This is a genomic window from Deinococcus aerolatus (genome assembly GCF_014647055.1).
GTDB lineage: Bacteria > Deinococcota > Deinococci > Deinococcales > Deinococcaceae > Deinococcus > Deinococcus aerolatus.
The window spans coordinates 33,846-49,757 of record NZ_BMOL01000020.1 but is presented as its reverse complement, the minus strand read 5'-3'; the positions used below and the strand labels follow the sequence as shown (position 1 = coordinate 49,757).

At 64.8% G+C, this 15,912-nt stretch carries 13 protein-coding genes and 1 pseudogene; 4 read left to right on the top strand and 10 right to left on the bottom strand.

Annotation, left to right across the window (positions count from 1 at the left end; all coding sequences use genetic code 11):
* Positions 1–135: 135 nt before the first annotated feature.
* Together IEY31_RS15915 and IEY31_RS15910 are read left to right on the top strand one after the other, a co-directional pair.
* Positions 136–702 (top strand): annotated as a pseudogene (locus IEY31_RS15915) (DDE-type integrase/transposase/recombinase); the annotation flags it as partial.
* 411 nt (positions 703–1,113) lie between these two features.
* The gene (locus IEY31_RS15910) at positions 1,114–2,211 is read left to right on the top strand and encodes a M20 family metallopeptidase (protein WP_188973764.1); all 1,098 of its coding nucleotides are present in this window, start codon (positions 1,114–1,116) and stop codon (positions 2,209–2,211) included.
* 71 nt (positions 2,212–2,282) lie between these two features.
* On the opposite strand, the gene IEY31_RS15905 is transcribed toward IEY31_RS15910, so the two are convergent.
* From IEY31_RS15905 to lhgO, 9 genes are read right to left on the bottom strand one after another with little or no spacing between them, the layout of a single operon-like run.
* Positions 2,283–3,242 carry a 2-hydroxyacid dehydrogenase gene (locus tag IEY31_RS15905; RefSeq protein WP_229723711.1) on the bottom strand — a complete coding sequence of 320 codons (960 nt, stop codon included), beginning with the start codon at positions 3,240–3,242 and terminating at the stop codon, positions 2,283–2,285.
* Positions 3,239–4,018, bottom strand: coding sequence for an SDR family oxidoreductase (locus IEY31_RS15900; protein ID WP_188973762.1), 780 nt, complete (start codon positions 4,016–4,018; stop codon positions 3,239–3,241). The genes IEY31_RS15905 and IEY31_RS15900 overlap by 4 nt, the downstream gene beginning before the upstream one ends.
* Positions 4,015–4,944 (bottom strand): dihydrodipicolinate synthase family protein, encoded by a 930-nt coding sequence (locus IEY31_RS15895; protein WP_229723710.1) that lies wholly within the window; start codon positions 4,942–4,944, stop codon positions 4,015–4,017. Before IEY31_RS15895 ends, IEY31_RS15900 begins: the two co-directional genes overlap by 4 nt.
* Entirely contained in the window at positions 4,941–6,113 is a 1,173-nt protein-coding gene (locus IEY31_RS15890; RefSeq protein WP_188973760.1) for an acyl-CoA dehydrogenase family protein, read from the bottom strand. The genes IEY31_RS15895 and IEY31_RS15890 overlap by 4 nt, the downstream gene beginning before the upstream one ends.
* A 30-nt stretch (positions 6,114–6,143) precedes the next feature.
* Positions 6,144–7,307, bottom strand: a complete 1,164-nt coding sequence (locus IEY31_RS15885; protein WP_188973772.1) for a CaiB/BaiF CoA transferase family protein — start codon at positions 7,305–7,307, stop codon at positions 6,144–6,146.
* Positions 7,307–9,361, bottom strand: a complete 2,055-nt coding sequence (locus IEY31_RS15880) for a TRAP transporter permease (RefSeq protein ID WP_188973758.1) — start codon at positions 9,359–9,361, stop codon at positions 7,307–7,309. The genes IEY31_RS15885 and IEY31_RS15880 overlap by 1 nt, the downstream gene beginning before the upstream one ends.
* 14 nt (positions 9,362–9,375) lie before the next feature.
* On the bottom strand, positions 9,376–9,783 hold the full coding sequence (locus IEY31_RS15875; RefSeq protein WP_188973756.1) for a hypothetical protein: 408 nt from the start codon (positions 9,781–9,783) through the stop codon (positions 9,376–9,378).
* Positions 9,784–9,790: 7 nt separating this feature from the next.
* Positions 9,791–10,768, bottom strand: a complete 978-nt coding sequence (locus IEY31_RS15870) for a TAXI family TRAP transporter solute-binding subunit (protein WP_188973754.1) — start codon at positions 10,766–10,768, stop codon at positions 9,791–9,793.
* 25 nt (positions 10,769–10,793) lie between these two features.
* Positions 10,794–12,002, bottom strand: coding sequence for an L-2-hydroxyglutarate oxidase (lhgO, locus tag IEY31_RS15865; RefSeq protein WP_268238967.1), 1,209 nt, complete (start codon positions 12,000–12,002; stop codon positions 10,794–10,796).
* A gap of 141 nt (positions 12,003–12,143) precedes the next feature.
* On the opposite strand from lhgO, the gene IEY31_RS15860 reads away from it, so the two are divergent.
* The gene (locus IEY31_RS15860) at positions 12,144–12,935 is read left to right on the top strand and encodes a FadR/GntR family transcriptional regulator (protein WP_188973750.1); all 792 of its coding nucleotides are present in this window, start codon (positions 12,144–12,146) and stop codon (positions 12,933–12,935) included.
* Here the strand turns inward: IEY31_RS15860 and IEY31_RS15855 are convergent.
* Entirely contained in the window at positions 12,926–13,735 is an 810-nt protein-coding gene (locus IEY31_RS15855) for a BKACE family enzyme (protein WP_188973748.1), read from the bottom strand. The two genes, IEY31_RS15860 and IEY31_RS15855, sit on opposite strands and share 10 nt — an antisense overlap.
* A gap of 920 nt (positions 13,736–14,655) precedes the next feature.
* Here IEY31_RS15855 and IEY31_RS15850 point away from each other — a divergent pair.
* Positions 14,656–15,864, top strand: coding sequence for a YbfB/YjiJ family MFS transporter (locus IEY31_RS15850; RefSeq protein WP_188973746.1), 1,209 nt, complete (start codon positions 14,656–14,658; stop codon positions 15,862–15,864).
* Positions 15,865–15,912: the final 48 nt, after the last annotated feature.

Sequence of the window (15,912 nt, the reverse complement as noted above, 5' to 3'; positions counted from 1 at the left end):
ATTCATACTGATCCTCCTTCCGATGTTGGGGACTGTGGACGTTTGGTTTCACGTCGCACCTTCCTCATGCAGCACCATCAGTCTCGCACAGGCCTCAGAACCCAGAAGTTGTGACAGCTGAGGGTATGAGGGTGCATCAAGTTCAGCGATCTGTTCGCCCAAGGTCTACCCCGACGGGGTTCCCGGTAGCACCTTGACGAGATGCACGTGGACATCGGCGGGGTCAAGCACTGGTTGTGGCGGCCAGTCGATGAGCGCGGCACCGTGGTGGACGTCTTTTTACAAGAACACCGGAATACTGAGGCCTCCAAATGTTCTCCCAGCGACTGCTGGGCGAATACGACGTGTCAAAGGTTATTCACACCGATAAGCTCTGGAATTACGGCGCTACCCTGCGAAAACTTCCCGTGCTCCACGGTGTGGAGCACGTCCAGGTTAACTTAACGGCGCTGCAGTAACTTAATTGAGCAGTCTCGTCGGCCCACCCGACGGCAGGAACATGCGCAGCGAGGCTTCCGAGCACCACGACGGGCATAAGAATTTCTCGACCTGCCTGCCCGGATCACGAACCCGCATCATCCTGCCCGCTCCACCGTCCCCGCTCGGCGCCGGCGTTCCAACCAACAGGCTGCTTTCAAGACGTGGCGGGACGTGGCACCAATAACTTGCCACAACCGGTCTTCCTGTTCAGAACGCCCGTGAGGCCACGTCCCGTGTTCACGGGTCGTCCCTTGACCCCCTGAAATTCCTGCTGCCGTTTCCAACGAACGACGTAATGGGCGGGGACGCCGAGGTCGCAGGCGATCTGGGCACAACTCTTGCCCGCACTCTGGGTCAGCCGCACCGCCTCCTGCAAGAGGGGCGGCGGTGTACTGCTGCTTAGGCATACTCGTGTCCGTCTCAAGTCCGAACCAGACTGAATTCTCCCTCCACAAAACCCTGGCAAGACCAGCCGCCGACCGAGCCTCCTTTCTGTAGACTGCACAGAATGAGGCAAAACGCCGCTTCCAGGTTGGCCGCACGTTTCACTCCCCTCTTCCCCGCAGGTCCGCAGGCCAGCGCCGCGCGCCATATTTGCTTCGGGCCTGGCACGGCCGCCAGCGGGTGGCCAACATGAGCGCCGCCGATTTCCTGCGCGATCTGATCCGTATTCAGGCGCTGCCAGGGCAAGAAGAAATGCTGCGCGAGCGGGTCTTGCAGGAGTGGCGTCAGCTCGGCTTCGAGGACGTGCAGGCCGACGCGGGCGGCAACGCTCTGGCGCGGATCCGGGGGCGCGAGCCGGGACCGGCCTGGCTCCTGCTGACCCACCTCGACCACGTCCACGAGGGCGACCCGGCGCTGTGGGAGCACCCACCCTACGAGGCGGTGCTGGTGGAGGGCGTGATTCACGGGCGCGGCGCGGTGGACATCAAGGGCCCACTGGCGGCCCAGACCTACGCGCTGGCCGCACTGCTGGCGAAGGGTGAGCGCCCGCGCAGCGACGTCTGGATCGTGGCGGCGGCCGAGGAGGAAATTGGCGGGCCCGGCGCAGCGTATCTGGTCGCCCACCCGCCCGGCGAGATCGGCGCGGTGATCGTGGCCGAGCCGTCGAGCAACCAGTTGATGCTGGGGCACCGGGGCGTGGCGCGGGTGCGGGTGCAGCTTCAGGGCCGCGCCCACCACGCCAGCCTGGCGATCAAGGACGAAAACCCCATCTTCGCGCTGGCTGAACTGCTCAAGCGTATTGAGGCCCTGACCTTTCCTGACTTTCCGGTGACCGGTGCCTCGACCCTGACGGTCACGCAACTCTTCACCGACTCTGGCAGCGAGAACCTGACGCCCAACACCGTGACGGCGATTCTCGACTGGCGCTTCAACGAGGACGACGCTTCCAACCGACAGACGCTGGCGAAGTTGCTGGAGGGCCTGCCCGCCCAGGGAAGACTCTCAGCGCTGTGGACACCGGAATACACGCCCGGTTTTGTAACCGAGCCGGGCGATCCGCTAACCCTCAAGGTGCTGCCGTACGCAGCGCGCTTTCACGCTGAGCCGGGCGTCTGGCGCTTTGCCACCGACGGCCGTTACACCGCCAACGCGGGGTGGCCCACCGTGGGCTGGGGACCCGGCAACGAAGACTTGGCCCACACCACCAAGGAATCGGTCAAGGTGGCCGACATCGACGCTTACAGTAGAGCGCTGGCCGAGTTGCTGGTCAGCGAAAGCCCCAGCTGAGACGAATCAGGTCAAGAGGGCGGTTGGCCTGGTAGGGGCCAACCGCTCTCTCTTTCGATTTTGTTTGGACCTCAGCGCTGGCGCTTCATCGGCAGCGCCGTGAAGAGCGGCTGCCCGGCAAAGAACGCCTCCAGATTGGCCAGCACAATCCGGCTGATGTCCTGCCGCGACTCCACGGTGCGGGTGGCGGCGTGCGGCGAGAGGATCGCATTGTCCAGAGCCTTCAGCACGGCCGGAACGTTCGGCTCGTCGGAAAAGACGTCCAAACCCGCCGCTCCAATTTTGCCGGACTGCAAGCTGGCAATCAGCGCTTCCTCATCGACCACGCTGCCGCGCGCGATATTGATCAGGATACCCTGCGGTCCCAGCGCCTCCAGAACGTTCACGCCGATCAGGTGTCGGGTGTCCTCGCCCCCGCGACTGCTGACGACCAGCACCTCGACTTCGCGGGCGAGCTGTAGCACATCGGCCACGAAACGGTATGGCTGCTGCGGCTGCTCACGCCGCCCGGTGTAGGCCACCGGCATGTCAAAGGCGCTCAGGCGGCGGGCAATCGCCTTGCCGATCTCGCCCAGGCCCACAATACCGGCGCGCTTACCGCTCACGCGCCGGGTCAGCGGCAGATCCTCGCCGCGCTCCCAGCCGCCTTCCCGGATGGAGCGGTCGCCTCGCAACAGTTGCCTGGACGCGGCCAACAGCAGGGCAACGGCCTGGTCAGCCACATCGGCAGTCAGGACGCCGGGCGTGGTGGTCACCTGAATGCCGCGCTCCCGGGCATGCGCCACATCCACCGCGTCCAGGCCGACGCCACCCACGCAGATCAGGCCCAGATTCGGCAGGGCGTCCACCACTTCACGCGGGCAACCGACGACGCCGTTGGTCACGATGGCCCGCGCCTGACGTGCCTGCTTAAAAAACGAGCCGAGCTGATCGGCTTCCCAATAGGCGTGGACTCGGTAATCGCGGCGCAACTCGCCGAGCAGGAACGGCAGGCGCGGCGTCATCACCACAATGTCGCGCTGAGCGGTCATGTCAGGGTGTTGATAAGGCCACCGTCCACTTCAATCAAGCTGCCGGTGATGTAACTGGCGTCGGCGGTCGCCAGAAACGCCACCGCCGCGCCGAACTCGGCAGGCCGTCCGTAGCGGCCCAGCGGGATGCTGGCCTCACTCTTGGCGCGGACCTCCTCGGGGGTGCGCTGGCTGCGCTCAGCGGCCCCCTGGTCGAGCGAACGCACCCGGTCGGTGTCAATGCGCCCAGGGACCACGCCGTTCACGGTGATGCCCTGTCCCGCCACTTCGCGCGCGAGGGTCTGCAGCATGCCCAGTGTGGCGGCCCGGAGCGCGTTGGAGAGCATCAGGTTGGGCAGCGGCTGCTTGACGCCGCTGGAGAGCACCGAGATGATGCGCCCGAAGCCCGCCGCCTGCATGTCCGGCAGGGCAGCGCGGATGGCCCGCACCGGTGCGAGCAGCAGCAGGTGGTACGCCCCGGTCCAGTCGTCGTCGCTGAGGGTGGCGAAGGTACCGGCCTTGGGACCACCGCCGCTGAGCACCAGGGTGTCCACCGGGCCGAACTTGTCTTTGGCGGCGCTCAGCAGCTCGTTCATATCGCTCTGCGTAAGCTCGCCGGAGAGCGCCTGAGCCTGCGCTGACGGCAGACCCTGCCTGACCAGGCGTTCCTGCGTGGCGCTGCGGCTAATCACCGTGACGTTCGCGCCGCCCTCGGCGAGTTTGAGGGCGCTGGCGAGGCCCAGACCCTGGCTGCCGCCGAAGACCACCGCGTGCCGACCACTAAAATTTTGAGTCATCCGATCAGCTCCTGGGGACCGGTCACGCCGAACTCGAAGCCGACCCGTTTGACGATGGCTTCGAGCTCTTTGGCGGTGCGCCCGTCAATGTTGATGCCCGGCGCGCGCACATGGTCAGAAGCGATGATGCCCCGGCGATGGTAGGTGTGTTTGCGCAGCGCCAGGCCGAGTTTGGGCTGGAACTCGTAGCGGATCAGCGGCATGTAGTGATCGAAGACGCGGGCCGCCGCTGCGTGCTGGCCCTGCCGAAACAAATCGTAGATGCGCAGCAGCACTTCCGGAAAGGCAAAGCCGGTCATGGTGCCCACCGCGCCGCGCTCCAGTTCTTCCAGGAAGAAGGTGCCGCCCAGCCCACCAAAGACGTGCACCGAGCCCTGCGAAAGTTCCAGGATGCGGCTGGTCTTGGGACCGACCGGCGGCTCTTCCATCTTGATGTAGTGGACGCCGCCTTCTTTGCCGAGCCGAGCCACCACTTCCGAGCTGATGGTGATGCCGAAATTTTCGGGGAAGTCGTGAATCAGCACCGGCACCTTGAGGGCCGCCTGCAACTGCTGGTAATGCCGGAAAATCGCTGCGTCGGCCTGCACGTCGATCGGCGCGGCGAACACGGCGTCGGCCCCGAAGTCCTGGGCTTCTGTGGCCTGCTCGATGCTGGCCGGGGTACCGATGGCGCGCACGCCGACCCATACCGGCACCCGTCCGGCGACCCGTTCGATGGTGCGGCGAATGACGGCCCGGCGTTCCTCGCCGCTGAGTTTGTGCGCTTCACCCAGAAAGCCCAGAATCGCCAGGCCGTGAATGCCCGCGTCAAGCTGGAAGTCCACCAGGTTGTCGAGGCTCCCAAGGTCGAGTTCGCCGCTGCCGGTAAACGGCGTGGGCATGATGGTGTAGACGCCCTGAAGATGACCAGTTGGGGGCATGCTCATTCCAGCGCCCCCAGGCCGGTCAGGTCACGGCCCACGATCAGGGTATGGATGTCGTGGGTGCCCTCGTAGGTGTCCACCGTTTCCAGGTTGAGCATGTGGCGAATTACCGGGTACTCGGTGGTGATGCCGTTACCGCCCAGCATCTCGCGGGCCAGACGCGCTCCTTGCAGGGCCACCCGCACGTTGTTGCGCTTGGCGACCGAGACTTGCCCAAAGGTCATCTTGCCGCTGTCTTTGAGCGCGCCGAGTTGTGTAGCCAGCAGCAGGCCGGTGGAGTGATCGGTGACCATCCGCACCAGCTTGTCCTGCACCAGCTGGCGCGAGGCGATCGGCTTGCCGAAGGTGGTGCGCCCGGTGGTGTATTCCAGCGCCGTCTGATACACCGCTTCCAGCGCGCCGAGCGCGCCCCAGGCGATGCCGAAGCGGGCCGAGGTCAGGCACGACAGCGGGCTTTTCAGGCCGCCGGAGAGCGGCAGCATATTCTCTGCAGGAATGCGGCAGTCCTCGAGTACGATCTCGCCGGTCACGCTGGCGCGCAGGCTCATCTTGCGGTGAATCTGGGGCGTCGAGAAGCCCTTGGCCCCTCTGGGCACGATGAAGCCGCGCACCACGTCCTTGCCGCTGTCATCTTCGAGCTTGGCCCACACCACCGCGAGGTCAGCCACTGGGCTGTTGGTGATCCACATCTTGTTGCCGTTCAGCACGTAGTCGCCGCCGTCCTTGCGGGCGCGGGTGCGCATCGCGCCGGGGTCCGAGCCGCCGTCGGGTTCGGTCAGGCCGAAGCAGCCGATCAGGTCGCCGGCGGCCAGGCCCGGCAGGTACTGACGCTTCTGCTCCTCGCTGCCGTAGGTGTTGATCGGGTACATTACCAGGCTGCCCTGCACGCTGGCCGCGCTTCTGAGGCCGCTGTCGCAGCGCTCCAGCTCGTACATCATGCCGCCGTAAGCGCTGTAGCTGACTTCCGAGCCGCCATACTCTTCCGGCGTGGTGGGGCCGAGCAGCCCCTGGTTGCCCATTTCTTTCATCACCTCGCGGGCTGGCAGCTCGGCGCTGTCCCACCAATCGGCAATCTGCGGCATGAGTTTGCTGTCCACGTAGGAGCGGACGCTCTGCATCACCAGTTGTTCGTCACTGCCGACCAGCGAATGGGCTTGAAAGTAATCGAGCATGAAACTCCTTGTGGCCCAAAGGGGCTGAATTTAAGCGTCGGTGTGGGCGGTGAGACCGAGTTCACTCAGGATTTCGGCAGTGTGCTGGCCCAGGGTGGGCGGCGCGCGGCGCACTTCCGGCTTGGCTCCACCGATGTCCCACGGAGGCGAGGTGACAGTGGTCTGGCCCAGAGAAGCGTGCGGCAGCGTCACCGCCACCTTGCGGGCCTGAATGTGCGGATCGGCGAAGACCTCGGCCATGTTGTTGACGGCCCCACACGGCACGCCCGCTTCTTCCAGGCGCTGCATGATCTCGGCGCGGGTCAAGCGGCCCAGCCCGGCCAGCAGCTGCACGTCGAGGTCCTCGCGGTGGCTGACCCGGCCCTCGTTGGTGTCCATCCGGGAATCGGCGGCCAACTCGCTGAGGTCCAGCGCCCGGCAGAATTTGCGCCACAGCGAATCGTTACCCACCGCCACGTTGATGAATCCGTCCTGGCAGCGCAGGGTACCGTAGGGCACGATGCTACGGTGCTCGTTGCCAATGGCGACCGGCACTTCTCCGGTGGTCAGATATCGGCTGACCTGATTGGTGCCCAGGGCGATGACGCTTTCGAGCAAGTTAACGTCCAGCCGCTCGCCCTTCCCGGTGCGCTCGCGCTGGTAGAGGGCCGCCAGAATCGCCTGGGTAATGAGTGAGCCGGAGAACACGTCGGCCACCGCCACCCCGACCCGCAGCGGCTCATGTCCGGCCTCGCCGTTGTAGCTCATCAACCCGCCCATGCCCTGGGCGATCACGTCGTACCCGGCGCGGTCGCGGTAGGGGCCGTCCTGTCCGAAGCCCGAGACGCTGGCATAGATCAGGCGCGGATTCTCGGCGTGCAGCGCTTCCCAGCCGAAGCCCAGTTTGGCGAACGTGCCGGGGCGGAAGTTCTCAACCACCACGTCCGACTCCGCGATCAAGCGCTGCGCCGCTTGCTGGCCCTCAGGAGACTTGAGGTCCAAGATGATGCTGCGCTTGTTGCGGTTGACACTCAGGAAATAGCTCGACTCGCGGGCCTCGCCGCTCGTCTGAAACGGTGGCCCCCAGGCGCGGGTGTCATCACCCTGCGGCGGCTCCACCTTGATCACGTCGGCACCGAGGTCGCCGAGCAACATGGTGCAAAAGGGGCCGGTCAGCACCCGGGTAAAGTCGGCCACCTTGACGCCTTCGAGCATCACAGCGCTATCTCCTGCGCCGACATCTCCGGTGCCCGGGGCCGCTCACGCGGGCCCATCAGGAAGAAGTAGGCGCCGATCAGCAGGCCCGGCACATTCAGCCACCAGTAGGGGCTCAGCAGCGCCACGCCGGCAAGACCCAGCACCCAGCCTTCCCAGCGCTTCAGGGTGCGGCGGGTAAAGCCTACCGTGGCCCCCGAAATCAGCAGCACCCCCAGCACCGAAACGGCGAAGCGGTAGATGATCAGCGGCAGAGCAGAGGCCAGACCCTGGTGCGCCACCACCGGTACGATCAATACGGCGGTGGCCGGATACGCCAGCAGGAAAAACATGCCCAGGAAGTACTTGGGCAAGGCCACCCGTGCAGTCACGAGGCCGGTGCGGATCGGATCGGTGTTCCAGACCGACGCCGCCGCAAACGCCGAGAGAGCGACCGGCGGCGTCACGTCGGCGAGAATGGCGTAGTAGAAGAGAAACATGTGGGTCGAGAGGAGCGCGGCTTCCGGCGGAATGCCGTTTTGCACGGAGAGGGCCACCAGCGACGGCGCGACCAGCGCTGAGGTCAGCACGTAAGTGGCGATCGGCGGAATGCCCATGCCCAGCACCAGGCTGAACACGGCGGCAAACAGGGTGGCCATCAGCAGGTTCTGCCCGGAAATGAGGGTCAGCACCTGCGACATCTTGGAGGGCAGGCCGGTCAGCACCATCATGGTCAGGATCATGTTGGCGCTGACCACCGCCGCGCCAATCGGCACAAGGTGGGCAAAGCCGTCGGCCAGCCCGTCGAAGATGCGCCTCACCGGGGGCCGCACATCGCGGTCGAGGTAGGCCAGCACGATGAACGAAATGAGCGCCAGACTCACGGCCAGGCTCACGTTGTAGCCCAGGTAGAGCATCCCCATGATCAGCAACAGCGGCAAGAACACGTAGAGCGACCGCAGCACGTTTTTGCCCTCGTCGGGCATCACGTCGCGCACAAAGCCGGAGCGCCGTACGTACAGTTCGTTATAGAACCACACCCCGGCGAGGTACAGCACGCACGGTCCCAGCGCCATCAGGCAGATGCTGAGATAGGGGATATTGAGCACTTCCACCATCACGAAGGCGATTGAGCCAAGCACCGGGGGCGTGATCAGGGCAATTGAACCGGCGGTGGCGGTGATGCCTGCTGCCGTCAGCCGGGGATAACCGGAGCGCTCCATGAGTGGTTTGGTCACGGTGGCGACAAACTGGGTGTCGGCGGCGCCGGAGCCGCTGAACAGGCCCATGAAGACGCTCATGACGGCTACGCTGCGGCCCGGCGCGGCGGGCGAGCGGCCCACGGCGCGCAGGGCCAGTCGCGCGATGACCGGGCCGAAGCCCAGCGCCGTGATGACGCTGCCGAGCAAGGTGAAGTACACCAGATATTTGAGTGACACGGCGGTGATAATGCCGAAGAGTCCGGCCTCGGTTTCGCTGAACATCTTGCCGATCAGCAGGTCAATCGGCATGCCGGCGGTGCCCAGCACGCCCGGCAACTGATTGCCGAAGAGGTTATAGGTCATGAACACCAGCACCAGCGACGGCAGGACCGGCCCCAGGAAGCGGAAAGTCAGGCCCAGCACGCTGAGGGTAAGTGCAAAGCCCATCGCCAAGTCCCAGGGCTCGGGCACCACGGCCCGGTAAATGAGCTCCTCGAATTGCGTCAACAGATAGAAGTACGGCGCGAACATGGCAGCGGCCACCAGCAGGTCACCGTATTTTTGCAGCCTGGGCAGCACGGCTGGCAGCGTGACCAGCGCCCAGATGACCACCGTCACGGCCTTGATGATGAGCGGCAAATCGAGGCGCAGAAATTCCCACAGCGCCGGTAGGGTCAGGACCGCGAAGACCACGCCTCCCCAGGTGGTCTTGCGTCCACGCTGCTGTGAAGTCAGCAGGTAGCCAGCCAGCACGATGAAAAATACGTGAGTGGCGCGCTGCACCTGGGTCAGCTCCAAAACCTTAATGCCCGATCCGCTCCAGGGCAAGAAGGGGTGAACCACCAGGTACAGGTGGTAGAGGGCGGCAATCATCAGGACAATCTTGGTCAGCCGCCTGAGCCAGGAGGCCACAGGAGCTTCGCCGTCAAGCAACTCTGTTTGATGTTCCACTGCTGTTCTCCAATTCGTAGCTGCATGCCGACCACCGAGCAGTACTGCAAGGTGCGCTCTTGTTGGCCTTTGAGTCGGTCGTTGATGCGGTACTCGCCGCCGGTGTAGTAGCCCTCAGTATCGAAGTCGGTAATCATCTGAAAGTCGCTGAAATCGCGCCGCAGATCAAATTTGATCAGCACCGGGCGCCGCGTCACCGAGTTGGTGAAGCTTACCTGAGCGTCCTGCCAGGCCCAGGCGATCACCGGGCGGCCCTGCACCTCGATGATCCGCAACTGCCAACTCACCAGCGCCAGCACTCCCAGGGCGAGGCCCGCCAGAAGGAGGCGGGCAATAGGCTTCACGCGGGCGTTACTTCTTGAAGAACTTCAGGGCGCCCTCGTGGTACGGCACCTTGCTGGTGCTCAGGCGCAGGGCGTTGGCGACGGTGGTGTCCTTGGCCGACTGCACCGAGGCCGTCAGTTCCGGTAGGTGCTCGAAGGTCGCCTTGGTGATGTTGTAGGCCAGGTCGGCGGGCATTTCCGAGGAGCAGGAAAACGAGTTCCAGAACGCCAGCGTTTGGACCGAGCGCGCCGAGCCGTAGACTTTCTTGTCGAGTGTCCGGACATCAGCCAGGCCGGGGAAGGCCTTCTCGAACGCTCCGGCGATGGGGCCTTTTTGCGGCACGGCGATGAAGTCGATCTGCTTGCCCTTACGGGCCAGGGTTTGGCTGAGTTCGGCAATTGAGCCGGTGGGCAGGCCGCCGGACCAGAAATACGCGTCGATGGTACCGTCGGCCAGGGCCTGCGCCGATTCGTTGGCCCCCAGACGCTCGACCTTGGAGAACTTCGTGAGCGGAATCTTGGCGGCCTGCAAGACCAGGTTGGCCTCGATCTCGGTGCCGGAGCCCGGCGCGCCCAGCGAGATGCGCTTGCCGGCCAGGTTTTGCAGCACGGTGCCAGCGCCCTTGGTGGTCACGATCTGCAGGTAGTTGGGGTAGGTCGCAAACAGGGTACGCAGTTTGGTGGCGGGCTTGTCCTTGAAGCGGTCGAGCTGCCCGGTGTAGGCCAGCAGACCTGACTCCGGCAAGATCAGGCCGCAGTAATAGGTGTTGCGGCTGGGATCGGACTTTTCGGTAACCAGCAGGATGTTGTCCACCGAGGCCGCCGTCTGGATGGCGGTAGCGTCGACCCCAGCGTGCTTGCTGAGGATCTCGGCCATCACGGTGCCGTAGTAGTAGTAGACCCCGCCGATGCCGCCAGTGGCGATCACCACACGCGGCTTCTGGGCTCCGGCAACGCCGGTGAGAGACAGTAGGGCAAGGGCAGCGGTCAAATATGTTTTACGCATAAGGAATCTCCAGGCAAAAGAGGCTTCAGGCGGACAGGCGGACAGTGCTGGGCGGCGCTTCCCAACCGAAATTGCGGGCCGCTAGACGGGTCAGATGCTCGCCGATCGCCAGACAGGCGGTGGCAGCAGGTGAAGGCGCGTTCAGTACATGCAGGGCGCGCGGCGTTTTCTGAACGGCGAAGTCGTCGACGATCTGCCCGGCACGGTTGAGGGCCTGAGCGCGTACGCCCGAGCCGCCCGGCCGCAGATCGCCCGCCGTGAGTTCCGGCACCAACCGCTGCAGGCTGCGGGCAAACTCGCCCTTGATGAGCGAGCGGTACATCTCGTAGGTGCCGACTTTGGGGAAGCGGGCAGCCAAGCGCCAGAACCCCGGATACGCCAACGTTTCAAGCAGTTCTCGGGGATTGATCTGGCTGCGGCGGTAGCCTTCGCGGGCAAACGCCAGGACTGCGTTGGGGCCCGCTTCCACGCCGCCGCCGATCATACGAGTCAGGTGAACGCCCAGGAAGGGAAAGCGCGGGTCCGGCACCGGGTAAATCAGGTTGCGCACCAGTCCGGCCCGCTCCGGCACCAGATCGTAGTACTCGCCCCGGAACGGCACGATCTGCACGTCCGGCTGCGCTCCACACATCCGGGCCACCTTGTCGGCCTGCAGGCCCGCACAGGTCACGATCCAGCGCGCCTGCACCTCACCGGCGCTGGTGTGCAGCACCTGGACGTCGCCCTGCGTCACCGCCTGCACACCAGCGCCAGTGACGATCTGGACACCGAGACCCTGAAGTTCGGCTTTCAGCGCCAGAGCCAGCCCCGGATAATCGGCGATGCCGGTCTCGGGGGAATACAGGGCGGCGGTGCCAGCCACATGCGGTTCGTACTCTTTCATCTGTTCCGGTGACAGTAGGCGCACGTGAATGCCGTTTTGAAGGGCGCGGTGCGCCAGGGCCATCAGGCGGCCCTTCTCCTCTCGATCGGCAGCGACCACCAATTTGCCGCAACGCTCGAAGCGCACGCCATGCTCGGCGCAGTACTGTTCCAGTTGCTGGCGGCCAGTGAGGCACAGCTTTGCCTTGAGCGATCCGGGCTTGTAGTACAGCCCGGCGTGGATCACGCCGCTATTGTGGCCCGACTGATGGGCACCGACTTCGGCTTCCTTGTCGAGTACCGTCACCCGGAGGTGTGGGTAGTGCTTCTGAATGGCCCGTGCGGTCCCCAGACCCACGAGGCCAGCGCCCACCACTGCAACATCTGTTTCCAAATCAGTCCCTGCTTCCTCCCGCACACCAGCGCAGAAGCGGCTTTAATTTATGATGGCTTTAACGTAGCATGCAGAAGAACCAATGTTCAAATGTTCCGAACACCTGAGGAGTATCGCCGCATGTCTCAACCGCCGGAAGTCTTTCAACCGTTGGCACGCCGCCGTTCTCTTGGAGAGGACATCGGCGTGCAACTCCAGCGCCTGATTCAGGACCGCACCTATCCGCCGGGCTCCACGCTGCCCAGTCAGCGCGAACTCGCCCGGATGTTCGGCACCAGCGTGTCCTCGGTGCGCGAGGCAATCAGCGTGCTGGTGGCCACCGGGGTGCTCGACGCCCGCAGCGGCCACGGTACGGTGGTGCGCTCAATTACTCGGTCCGAGTCGGAATTCGACGGCTGGCTCGGCGTGGCCAGTGACCCGGACGAGTTCCGCGAACTGCTCGAAGCGCGGCACCTGCTCGAACACTTCACTATGCACACGGCGGCGCAGCGCCTGACACCGGCAGCCAAGCAGGCACTCAATGAGATTTTGATGGAAATGCGCGCGGCGCTGCACGATCCCGAGGCGTACGTCGATGCTGATATGCGGCTGCACATGACCCTGGCTGCGGTGGCCGGCAACCGGGTCGTCAGCCGACTGATGCGCGCCATTCAGTATCCGCTGCGCTTTCAGCTGACCCAGTCGGTCCGGCAGCTCTACGCCAGCGGGCGTCTGCAAGACAGCTTGAGCGACCACGAAGAAATGCTTGAGGCGCTCTACGCTGGTGAAGCCGAACAGGCCTTTTCATATATTGGCCGGATGATCGGCCGGGCAGCTAGACTCAACGACACCAAGCTGAGCAGCGCTGAAGCCGGTGTGTCCCCTGTCGAAGAAGCCGCCGAGCCGGTCATTTTCCTCAGTCCTCAGCCTTGAGGCTGTTGCCAGATCGCGCGCAGCTGCGCCGCCGACATGGGCACGGCACCTAGCGCCCCCAGGGCCGCCACAAGTTGCCGCACCTGGGCCGCGTTCGAGGTGGCGGTCTGCCCGTCAGGCGTCTGGAAGTTGTTCTCAAATCCAATCCGGACGTGACCGCCAAAGGCCACCGCCGCCAAGGCGCAGCGCAACTCGCCGGGCCCGAACGCGCAAACAGCCCAGGGCGCTGTGACCGGTCCTGAAAAGGGAGGGAAGGCCAGCAGGTCCTGCGGCGTGGACAGTCGGGGCTGGCCGTAACGACCCAACACGTACAGCGTCCAGAACGGCAAAGGCACGATTCCTCGTTGAACCAGGGTCTGCAGGTGCCGCTGATCATCGGCGCTGTAGAGGATGTATTGCACCAGCACCTGATCGAGCGCCAATTCGGCCAGGAAAGTCGCAACCTCGCGCTCGCTCGCCGCGCCGCTGAACAGTTCAGCTACTGCCAGAGATACAGCTTCGGGTCGCAAAGCCCGCACCGCCTCCATTTGCTGGGGCGCCGTGTACTGGCCGATGGCCTCGGTGGTGGTCTGCAGCACCAGACCGTCGCCTACCTCATGGCGGATGGCTGTGAACGCCTCGTGATAGGCGGCGGCGTCCAACGTGTGCCGACCCTGGTAATCGCGCACATGCACATGCAGCAGATTGGCACCCGCTTCTAGACATTCGGCGGCAGCGGCAGCCAGAGCCGCCGGAGTAAGTGGCAGATTCGGGTGGTCCTGTCGGGTATGCCGGCCTCCGTTGGGCGCGACAGCCAGCATGATTTGGTGAGGAGCGGGAACCGCTGGGCCAGTGGCAGAAGTCTGGGAAGTCACAGTCCAGTTTGCTGCGACTACGCCCCGACAAGTCAACTTGCCCAACGATCCGGGGGTTGTGTTGCCTTAACTGGCATCACGGCAGGCTAATGGCAGGGTGACCCATCGGCGGTGCCGGCCGATGTGCAACTTTGAGCGTACTCTGCCTACGGCTGGATAGAAAGGATGAGAAGCGTCCCCGGTAGAGGACCGTTCCTGTTTGTGACAACCCAAGTGCTACCAGGAACGCGCCCCAACGCTCTCAAGCCATCCTCACCCACAGACGGCAGGGGTTGTGGAACGACGTCCAGGGCGCCCACACGCTGGCCTGGATGGTGACGGGCCTGCTGCTCTCAGGGCGCATTTCCATTTCCGCCCAGCTCCCCCACAGCCACTCCCGTGCCACGTTCGCGCAAAGCAGCGAACGCCGCGTTTGTCAGTGGCTGGAGAATCCAATCATCCCCTGTCGCAACATCTACGGTTCACTCGTTACCCGTGCCTTACGCGACTGGGGCGATCAGACCCTCCAGGTCAGCGGAAGCGCTCCGATGTTCCTCCTCAAACCACTCCAGAGGCCGGCTGGCAGCTCGTATTCGTCCACTCTTATACAATCTGTCAGGCCGTCAGGTGATCTATCCCGTTGCAGCAGTCTCATGGATGCCCTTCAAAAACCGGGAGCAATGCCCGTCCGCTCTTTGGTCATCTGCGGGAACTGCTCCCATCTCCAAACAACCTGCCAGTGGTCTGTCTTGGCGCCGCTGGAGCAACTCCCGGGGTTACCAATGCAGGTGGATTCGCAAACGATGACGTTGGTGGGTGGGGCTATGCTGGCCGGGTGACTCCCCCGACCGAACCGGTCCAGGTACGCCGAGACGGCGGAGCCTGACGTGACCCCATCTTTGAACCAGAGCTCCCGCCTTTCCTCGCAGGCCCCACTCCTGATCGCCGCTGGACTGGCCATTGGCCCCGTGGTTGCGCTGGGCTTTGGACGGTTCGCCTACGCACTGCTGCTGCCTCCCATGCAAACGGCCCTGAACTGGAGCTACGTCCAGGCCGGAGCGATGAATACTGCCAACGGACTGGGCTACCTGCTCGGAGCCATTCTGGCCCCCGTCCTGATGCGGCGGTCTGGCGTGCGTGCCGCCTTCATGGTCTCGCTTCTGGGCATCGCCCTGACGCTGGCCCTGACAGCGCTCAGCGGCGAACTGCGCTGGCTGGCCGCGATGCGGTTTCTCACTGGCCTGGGCGGGGCCGTGACCTTCACTTCGGGCGGCCTCCTGGTGGCCCAGGTGGCTTCCGCCGCGCCCCCCCAGCGAGCAGGAGCAATCCTCAGCCTGTTCTACGCCGGAGCGGGTCTGGGGATTTTGCTGACCGGGCTGGGGCTGGGGCCGCTTCTGGCCCACCTTGGTGTGGAGGGCTGGCGGGCCGGCTGGCTCAGCCTGGGACTGGTGTCGTTTCTGGGATTGGGCGTCGCCTGGACCGCCGCCCGGCACACGGCCGCCCAGCTTCACGGCAGCGCCGCCATTCGGATGGCCCAACTGTGGCCCCTGCGCAACTCGCTGCTTGCCTACGCCTGTGCGGGACTCGGTTACGTGGCGTATACCACCTTCTCGATCAGCTACCTGCGTAGTCAGGGGGCCAGCACTCCGCTGGTGACGCTGTTCTGGGCCCTGCTGGGTCTGTCCGGGGTGCTGGCCCCCCTGGTGTGGAGCCGCCTGCTGTCCAGACGCTGGGGAGGGCGCAGCATGGGGATCCTGATGCTGCTGATGGGCACCGGGGCCGCCCTGCCTGTCCTGTCGACGCTTCCCTGGGTTGCAGCCCTCTCGGCCGTGCTGTTCGGGCTGACTGCCCTCTCAGTGGTGGCCTCAACCACCACGCTCGTGCGCCAGAGCCTGCCCGCGGCGGTGTGGGGAGCGGGGGTGGCCACCTATACCATCACCTTTGCAGTGTTCCAGAGCCTGGGACCACTGCTGGCAGGGGCGCTGGCAGACAGCGGACCGGGGGGACTGAGGTGGGGTCTGGGAGCGTCCGCCCTCCTTCTGATCGTGGGCGCCGGCGTGGCCTTCAGCCAGCGTGTTGTCGGTGACCACCGCTGATGCTGGGGTTCCCTCGTGATCTACACCCGCCCGTGCCCACCACACCCC